This window comes from Kitasatospora sp. NPDC002965, assembly GCF_040611255.1.
GTDB lineage: Bacteria > Actinomycetota > Actinomycetes > Streptomycetales > Streptomycetaceae > Kitasatospora.
Window position 1 is genome coordinate 46,846 of record NZ_JBEXNT010000017.1, and the last position, 8,221, is coordinate 55,066.

6 protein-coding genes and 1 pseudogene are annotated in these 8,221 nt (G+C 72.3%); 5 read left to right on the forward strand and 2 right to left on the reverse strand.

Annotation, left to right across the window (positions count from 1 at the left end; translation table 11 throughout):
- The first annotated feature begins 124 nt into the window (after nucleotides 1–124).
- The 5 genes and pseudogenes from ABZY91_RS10275 to ABZY91_RS10295 all read left to right on the forward strand — a co-directional run bounded on the left by ABZY91_RS10275 (nucleotide 125) and on the right by ABZY91_RS10295 (nucleotide 3,136).
- Nucleotides 125–499, forward strand: a complete 375-nt coding sequence (locus tag ABZY91_RS10275) for a DUF6193 family natural product biosynthesis protein (RefSeq protein ID WP_355401316.1) — start codon at nucleotides 125–127, stop codon at nucleotides 497–499.
- Between the two features lie 100 nt (nucleotides 500–599).
- A pseudogene (locus tag ABZY91_RS10280) lies at nucleotides 600–731 on the forward strand (IS5/IS1182 family transposase); the annotation flags it as partial.
- A 59-nt stretch (nucleotides 732–790) separates the two neighbouring features.
- Entirely contained in the window at nucleotides 791–1,249 is a 459-nt protein-coding gene (locus tag ABZY91_RS10285; protein ID WP_355401318.1) for a MarR family transcriptional regulator, read from the forward strand.
- A 26-nt stretch (nucleotides 1,250–1,275) separates the two neighbouring features.
- Complete coding sequence (locus ABZY91_RS10290) at nucleotides 1,276–2,730, forward strand: MFS transporter (RefSeq protein ID WP_355401320.1); 1,455 nt, start codon at nucleotides 1,276–1,278, stop codon at nucleotides 2,728–2,730.
- 112 nt (nucleotides 2,731–2,842) lie between these two features.
- Entirely contained in the window at nucleotides 2,843–3,136 is a 294-nt protein-coding gene (locus ABZY91_RS10295) for a DUF1330 domain-containing protein (protein WP_355401322.1), read from the forward strand.
- Nucleotides 3,137–3,285: 149 nt separating this feature from the next.
- Here ABZY91_RS10295 and ABZY91_RS10300 read toward each other — a convergent pair whose 3' ends face one another.
- On the reverse strand, nucleotides 3,286–4,047 hold the full coding sequence (locus ABZY91_RS10300) for a metallophosphoesterase family protein (RefSeq protein WP_355401324.1): 762 nt from the start codon (nucleotides 4,045–4,047) through the stop codon (nucleotides 3,286–3,288).
- 117 nt (nucleotides 4,048–4,164) lie between these two features.
- The gene (locus ABZY91_RS10305; RefSeq protein WP_355401326.1) at nucleotides 4,165–7,956 is read right to left on the reverse strand and encodes a helix-turn-helix domain-containing protein; all 3,792 of its coding nucleotides are present in this window, start codon (nucleotides 7,954–7,956) and stop codon (nucleotides 4,165–4,167) included.
- Nucleotides 7,957–8,221 lie beyond the last annotated feature (265 nt).

The window sequence follows — 8,221 nt, forward strand, 5'->3', positions numbered from 1 at the left end:
CTGCCCCCGCCCGGTGCGGGGGGTCTATGACGGTAATCCTGTACCCAGGTACCGGTTTCAAGCCGGGCCTTCAGCGCTCTCTGCGGCGGTTGTGCTGTCCTGGTCCGAGCGTCATGATCGCGGGATGACTGAGGAGACGTTTGTCGAGAAGACCTGGCGGGGGATGCTGGAGGGGCACCCCACGGCGCGGCGAGGGGAGCCTGCGGTCATAGCGGCAGCCTACGCCGAACCGCGGTTGCGGGCCTTGTTCCCCTTTCCGAGCCACGGGGCTCTCTATTTTTTGAGGAACACGCAGTTCCCGTGGAGCAACGACCTGCCGTCCATCGTGGGCGACGCGCAGTCGTGCACCGTGTACGCGCCGCTGGGCGTTCCGGAGCGTGTCCTGGGCGAGTCACTCACACCGCATGAGGCGGCTTCGTTGGTCGTGGCCCACCTTCCCCCTGACTGCGGTCCGGCCTTTGACGGACCTTGGCCCCCACCGGAGAGCTCCGACGGCTGAACCGGCCGCGCCTCCGGATAGCCAGTCCGAAGTACCTGGGGGGGCGTATCTGGGCGTGATCAATCTGTGGGATTCGCCTGCGTGGGCAGGTCCGTGGTGTGACGCCGGCGTCTTCGAGGCGTTGCCGGAGGGCGAGATCGCCGGGGCCGCGAGGCGCGGTGAGGTGGACCTGTCCCTGATCGGTGTGGACTCCACGGCTGTCCGGGCCCACCAGGGTGCCGCCGGGCTGCGTCGCCGAACCCCGGCCGGGAGATACATAAAGGATTCATATAAACCTGTTATGCTTCAGGCATGAGCCGCCGAGACGCCGCGCACGGCGCTTCCGATGCCATCGGGTCAGCCCTCTACGGTCTGGCCACCAGGGCCGTGAGACGCCTTCCCCGCGACATGAGCCTGACGTCCGCCGCCACCTTGGCCACCCTGGACAAGACCGGCCCGCGACGGATCACCGATCTGGCGGTGTCCGAGGGCGTCACCCAGCCCGCGATGACCGTCCTGGTCCGGGTGATGGAGGAGTCCGGGCTGGTCGAGCGGAAGGGCGATCCGTCCGACAAGCGGGTCACACTGGTGTGCCTGACCGAGGCCGGCGCGTCGTACGTCCGGACGCGACGCCGGGCGGGCGTCGACGCGTACGCGCGGTTGGTCGAGGAACTCACCGGTGACGAGGTCGAGGCCCTGGCAGCAGCCCTTCCGGCGCTGCTGCATCTGGCGGAGCTCGAAAGCCACACCCGAGAGGACTCGGACCGGTGACCGGGGCCCGGGCTCATGACCGGCCCATGAGCACGGCCCTGATACGTTCCGAGGCACGTCCGCTGGTCCCCGCCCTGATGTTCATCGCCCTGGTCGTGGCGGCGGTCGCCAGCCTCGGGACGCCGCTCGTCACCAGCGTCGCGACCACGTTCCACGTCTCCCTCGACAGCGCGCAGTGGACGCTGACCATCGCCCTGCTCAGCGGCGCCGTCGCCACACCCGTCCTCGGCCGGCTCGGAGCCGGTCCGCACCGGCGGGCCACGGTTCTCGCCACGCTGGCGATCGTCGTCGTCGGCAGCGCGCTCACCGTGCTGCCGCTGCCGTTCGCCTGGCTGCTCGTGGGCAGAGCGGCCCAAGGCGTCGGACTCGGTCTCACGGCGCTGATGATGGGCGTGGCCCGCGACCATCTTCCCGGGGATCGCAGCGCGGCCACGATCGCCCTGATCTCAGTGGTCTCCATCATCGGAGCCGGCGTCGGCTACCCGCTGGCCGCGCTGCTCGCCGAGTTCGGCGGTCTGCGGGCCGCCTACGGCCTCGGCGTGCTCGTCACCGCCATCGCCTTCGTGACCGCGTGGCGCTCCGTGCCCGCCGCTCCCGAAGGCCGCTCCGCTCACGTGAACGTGGCCGGCGCGCTCGTCCTGGCGGGTGGACTGTTCCTCGTCCTGTTCCTGGCCGGCGAGAGGAGCCTGTGGAGCCGACACCTCGCCGTGGCGGTGACCCTCGCCGTCGCCGCCGTACTCCTGCTCTGCGGCTGGACCGTCTCCGAACTGCGAACCAGGACGCCCCTGGTCGACGTCCGGGCGGTGCGGCACCCGGCGGTCGCCGGGGCGAACATCGCCATGTTCGTCGGCGGGAGCGGCATGTACCTCCTGCTCACGCTCATCACCCGCTACGCGCAGACGCCGCAAAGCGCCGGGTACGGCTTCGGACTGACCACCCTCGCGGCGGGGCTGGTCCTCGTCCCGTTCTCCGTGCTGGGGTTCGTCGCCGGCAAGCTCACGCCGTGGGTCCGCGAACGGATCGACGGCCCCCTGCTCCTGGCCGGGAGCGCCGCCGTCGTCGGCGGCGGGTTCGTCCTGTTCGCCACCGCCCGGTCCACCCTGGCCGAACTGCTCGCGGCCATGGGTGTGCTGGGCTTCGGCGTGGGCAGCTTCTCGGCCGCCGTGCCCGGCGTCATCCTGGCCGTCACCCCCAAGAGCGAGACGTCGAGCGCCATGAGCTTCAACTACGTCGTCCGCAGCGTCGGGTACTCCCTGGGCAGCGCCATCGGCGGTCTGGTCCTGGCCGCCGGCACCGCCACGGGTCGCCTCTTCCCGAACGACGACGCCTACACGACCGCGGCGCTGGTCGGCGTCGCCGCGATGGTGATCACGACGACGGCCGGACTCGCCCTCGCCCGCCGACGCTCACCCGAGACCAATCCGATCACGGCCCCGGTCGATGTGCCGGGCCCGGGCCGGTCGAGTCGAATGGGAAGCTGAGGATCGAAGCCGTCCGACTTCGACGCCGTCTCCGTCGGCTCGCTCACCCACAGCGCGCCGGCCATGGACCCGAGCATGCTTCTGAGCATCGATTCCGAACACAGGAGGTACCGTGGTCAAGGGCTATTGGGTCAGTGCCTACCGCGCCATTGCGGACCCCGAGAAGCTGGCTGCCTACAACAAGCTGGCTGGTCCAGCCGTCAAGGCCGCGGGCGGGCGGGTGCTCGTCCGGGGTGGCCGGGTCGTTGCACACGACGCCGGAATCGCCGGGCGCACCGTCCTGATCGAGTTCGACAGCTTCGAACAGGCGGTCGCCGCACACGCGAGTGCGGCCTACCAGGAGGCGCTGGCCGCACTTGCCGACGGCGTCGAGCGCGACTTCCGCATCGTCGAAGGCCTCGACTGACGACGGGGCTGCGTCGGCGGCGAACAGGAAGCCGACTGCGGGGATCACCCCGGCTCGTCGGCGCACCGGTCCGGCCGGACAGCACGGCGCAGCACCGATCCGGGTCGCTGTGTGAGCCTTTCCCGGACGTCGTGGAGGGGGAGCGATTGTCACGGGTTGGGGCCGCGTCCGTCCCGTGGGGCGAAGGCTGCGAGGGCGTCGGCGTCGGTCGCGCGAGCGTAGAGGAAGTAGTCGGCCCATTCGGTGATGCCGGGATAGGACGAGTCCTGGCTGAGCCGGGTGGCTGCGGCTTGGAGGTCGAAGTGTGTGGTGCGGAGTTCGGCGCCCGGGCCCAGGAGGGCCCAGTGCGCTCCGGTTCGGCCGTAGGGCATCCCGATGCTGCCGGGGTTGATCACGAGTCGGCCATGGGCGAGGCGGACGAACGGCATGTGGGTGTGGCCGCAGACCACGGTGCGAATGTCGGCATCGAGTCCGTCGAAGACCTCCTCCCAGCGGTCGAGGCGGGAGTCGACCAGGACGACCTCCTCGTCGTCGCGAGGGGTCGCATGGCAGAACAGCACTCTTCCCAGGCCGTTCACGGACAGGGAAAGTGATCGTGGAAGCGAGCCGAGGAGGTCGAGATGGTCTTCGCGGAGCTGTTCGGCTGCCCAGGGAGCGATCGGATCGGGGATCGTTTCGCGTTGTCCGCGGCGGTATTCGAGGAGTTCGCGGTCGGCGTTGCCGCTGATCCAGATGACGCGGTCGCCGAGGCTGGTCAGGAGGTCGAGAACCTGGGCGGGTTGCGGGCCGGCGGTGATGTCGCCGGTGAGCACGATGTGATCGGCGGTGCTGACGTCCGGTTCGGCGATTACTGCTTCCAGGGCCGGCAGGACTCCGTGAATGTCGGACAGGACGGCTACTCGGTTCGGCATGGTCACCACTGTGGGACGGAGGCAGCCGAGTGATGTGACCTTTCGCCCAGCGCGTAGCGACGGTGCTGCCCACCTCGCCCCGGCCGGCGCCGGGGCAGTGGTGCGGACGGCTTCCGCTCAGCGGCAGACGTCGCCCAGGGTCGCTTCAGGGAAGAGCCCGAACCACCGGTTGGTCCGGCTCAGTTCGCAGACGCGGTCGGCGATCCGGTCCGCGTCCGTGGGCCACAGCCGTAACCCGTCCGATCCTACGGTGAGGAGCGAGCTCCGGTCGGGGCTGAAGGCGGCTCCGTGCACGCCTCTGGTGTGGCCGTCGAGCCGTGCGGTGATCCGCTGCCCGGCCACGTCCCACAGGCAGACCCTGCCGCTGGCGTCCGTGGTGGCCAGTGTGCGGCCGTCGGCGCTGAAGGCGGCGGAGAAGACGGTGTTGATGTGGCCGGTGAGGGTCGCGACGCTGCGGCGCTTCGCCACGTCCCACAGGCGTACGGTGGCGTCGGCGCTGCCGGTGGCGAGGGTGCGGCCGTCGGGGGAGTACGCCAGGGCCGTGAGGGCGGCGGTGTCCTCGGGCAGGACGGCGAACTCCGCCCGCGAGGCCAGGTCCCACAGCCGTACCGTGCGGTCGTAGCTGCTGGTGGCGAGGGTGCGGCCGTCGGGGGAGAAGACAGCCCGGGCAACCATGTTGGTGTGCCCCAGGAGGACAGCCGTCGGCCGGTGGGTGGCCAGGTCCCACAGGCGTACGGTCCGGTCGTAGCTGCTGGTGGCGAGGGTGCGGCCGTCGGGGGAGAACGCGACGCTCGACACGCTGCCGGTGTGGCCTTCGAGCGAGGCGACCGGGCGGCCCGACGCGGCGTCCCACAGCCGCACCGTGTTCCCGGAGCTCACGGTCGCCAGCAGCTGTCCGTCCGGGGAGAACGCCAGGTGCATGATGTCCTGGTCGTGTGCCGTGAAGGTCGTGAGGGGACGGGGCGGGTCGGTGGCCCACAGGGTGACGGAGCCTTCGGCGTGGCCGACGGCGAGCGTCCGGCCGTCGGGAGCGTAGGCGGCGACGGTCGTGGTGCCGTCCGCGGTGCCGATGGTGGCGGTGGTTCGGCGGGTCCGGACGTCCCAGGTGTGGACGATGTGGTCGGCGGCGGTGGTGGCCAGCTCGGTGCCGTCGGGGGAGAGGGCCAGCGCGGGGGCGGTGGAGTTGGTCTCGTGGAACGTGTCGGTCATCCGCCGCTCGGCCACGTCCCACCAGGCGAAGGTGCTGTCCTGGCCGATCGTCGCCAGGGTACGGCCGTCGGCGGTGAACGCGACCTGGCTCACCTCCTGCGCATGCCCGTCGAGGACGGCCGTGCCGGTGTACGAGGTCAGACTCCACAGCCGGACGGTGCGGTCGGCGCTGCCCGTGGCCAGGGTGCTGCCGTCGGGGCTGACGGCGACTGTGGTGACGGCGCCCGTGTGGCCGAGAAAGGTGCTCGACATCCGGGGGGTGACGGTGTCCCACAGGTTGACGGTGCGGTCGGCACTGCCGGTGACCAGGGTGTGGCCGTCGGGCAGGTACGCCACCGACCGGACGGAGTCGGTGTGGCCGGTGAGGATGCCCTTCGTGCGCCCGGAGGAGACCTCCCACAGCCGGACGGTGCGGTCGGCGCCACCGGTGGCGAGGGTGCGGCCATCAGGGGAGAACGCCGCCGACCAGACGGCGCCGGTGTGGCCGGTGAGGATGCCCGTCGTGCGCCCGGAGACGAGGTCCCACAGCCGGACGGTGCGGTCGGCGCCGGCGCTGGCCAGGGTGCGGCCGTCCGGGCTGAAGGCGACCGTCATGACGGTACTGCCGTGGCCGGTCAGGGTGGCGAGCATGCGGTGGGTGGCGGTGTCCCACAGCTTCACGGTGTGGTCGGCACTGCCGGTGGCCAGGGTGCGGCCGTCAGGTGAGTACGCCACGGCCAGGACGGCGCTACCGTGACCGGCGAACTGCCTGGACGTGTAGGCGCCGTAGGCACTCAGCAGACTGCCGCGGGCCTCGGTGGTGCGGGCCGCCCGGTAGCCCTCCAGTGCGACCAGGGCAGCGGTTTCGGGCTCCTTCTCCAGGTACTGCCGGGACTGGGCGGTCCGTTCGTGGGAGACCGCGATCCGGCGCTGCGCGTCGGACTGCGTCTTCTGGACGTACGCGGTCGTGGCCAGCACCAGTGAGAGGACCGTCAGCACGGCCAGCGCGACGACCGTCCAGCGCCTGCGGCGGCTGAGCCGGTCGTCCGCAGTGGTGCTGGCCGCCACGAAGGCGGCCTCCAGACGGTTGAGCGTCGAGCCGCCCGACCGCGAGCAGCCCCGGGCACCGGCGAGCTGCGCGCCGCGGTACAACGCCCCCGGGTCGCGGTGGAGCTCGTGCCAGGTCCGGGCGGCCTGGGTGAGCCGGCGGTGCGCGCGCAGGGCCTCGCGGTCGACGTCCAGCCAGTGGCGCAACCGCGGCCAGGAGCGGATGACCGCCTCGTGGGCGACGTCGACGGTCCCGTCGGACAGGACGATCAGCCGCGCGGCGGCGAGCCGGTGCAGCAGGTCGTCGATGGTCCCGGCGTCGGCGAGGCCGTCGAGTTCCGCGCGGGCCAGGCGGCGGCGGGTGTCCTCGGTGCCCTCGCCCGGGGCGGTGAGCCGCAGGAACAGCATCCGCATGGCCTCCTGGTGTCCGGGCGGAAGGCCGGCGTACACCGCCTCGGCGGTCTGGGTGATGGCTCCCCGCATGCCGCCGGTGGCCTGGTAGTCGGCCAGCCGCAGGACATCCCCGCTGCGCCGGGTCCAGGCCTCGCGCATCGCGTGGGCCACCAGCGGCAGGGCGCCGGGCTGGTCGGTGGCCTCGGCGAGGACGGCCTCCAGCAGTTCGGGTTCCACCACGACGCCCGCTCCGGCGGCGGGTTCGGTGACGATGTCCCGCAGCTCGCCCCGGGTGGGGGTGCCGACCGGCAGTTGGGCGCCGCGGCGCAGGGCGCCCGCGAGTTCGGGGTGGGCGAGGCAGCGGTCGTAGAAGTCGGCGCGCACGCTGATGACGAACCGCACCCGGGCCGCGGCGGCCCGGTGGCCTGCCACGGGGTCGCAGGCCGTGCGGTCGTCGGCCGTCAGGGCCAGGCAGGCCAGGACCGCTTCCCGTTCCCCGGCGTCCGGACAGGTGGTGAAGAGTTCCTCGAACTGATCGATGACGAGGACCGCGCGCCGGTCGGCCGGCTGGGTGACCAGCCAGGTGTCCAGCGCGATCCCCAGCGCCTCGGGCTCGCCGGCCAGGACGCGGGCGAGCGCCTCGGTGTCACCGCCCGTCAGCGCGCAGACCGCCGAGGCCAGTGCGTGCAGCGGGCGGTCGCCAGGGGCCAGCAGGGCGGTGTGCCAGGACTCGTCGAGCCGCGGGAGCAGCCCCGCCCGCAGCAGTGAGGACTTGCCGCTGCCCGAGGCGCCGACGACCGCCGTCAGCCGGTGGCGGTCCACGAGCCGCACCAGATCGCCCACCAGTTCCGACCGCCCGAAGTACAGGCCGGCGTCTGCGGTGCCGAACGGGGCCAGCCCGAGGTACGGGTCGCGAGCCGGAGCGCTTCCGTCCGCACGGTCCTCGCCGCCCGCCTCCGCTCCCGCCGAGGGGCCCCGCAGTGCCCGGGAGGCCGCCTCCCAGCGGGCCTGCCACTCCGCCTGCCCGCCGCCGCACACCCGCGCGTAGGCGAGCACCACGGCCAGCGACGGCAGGCGTTCGCCCTTCGCGGCCTCCGCGAGCGTGCTGGCCGAGTAGTGCGAGGCCTTCGCCAGCGCACGGTAGCTCGGGGCACCGGCCCGGTCGCGCAACTGCCGCAGCTCCCAGGCGAGCCGCTCCACCGGGCCGGCCTGCGGGTCCACGAACCGCTCCGGCCTGCCCAGTCGGGCCTGGCGCCTCGTTCCGTCCGGCCGCGCGTCCATGCCACCACCCCCGGGCGGGCCCGTCCCGCCGCACCCGCATCATTGTCCGAATTGAATGTCCTGCCCAGAGGGCCCTTTCGGACAATGCCCATCCACCACAAGGTTGTTGGCACGGGGGACGCCTCGGACGGCCTTGCGGTGCGGAGACCGGGTCCGAGGCGTGTACGGAGCGGGACCGGTGGCCGACCGAACACCGAGCCGCCCGCCCCCGTCCACCAGTGGGAGGACACCGACTCGCCGGCCCAGTGGTGGCGGCTGGAACGGC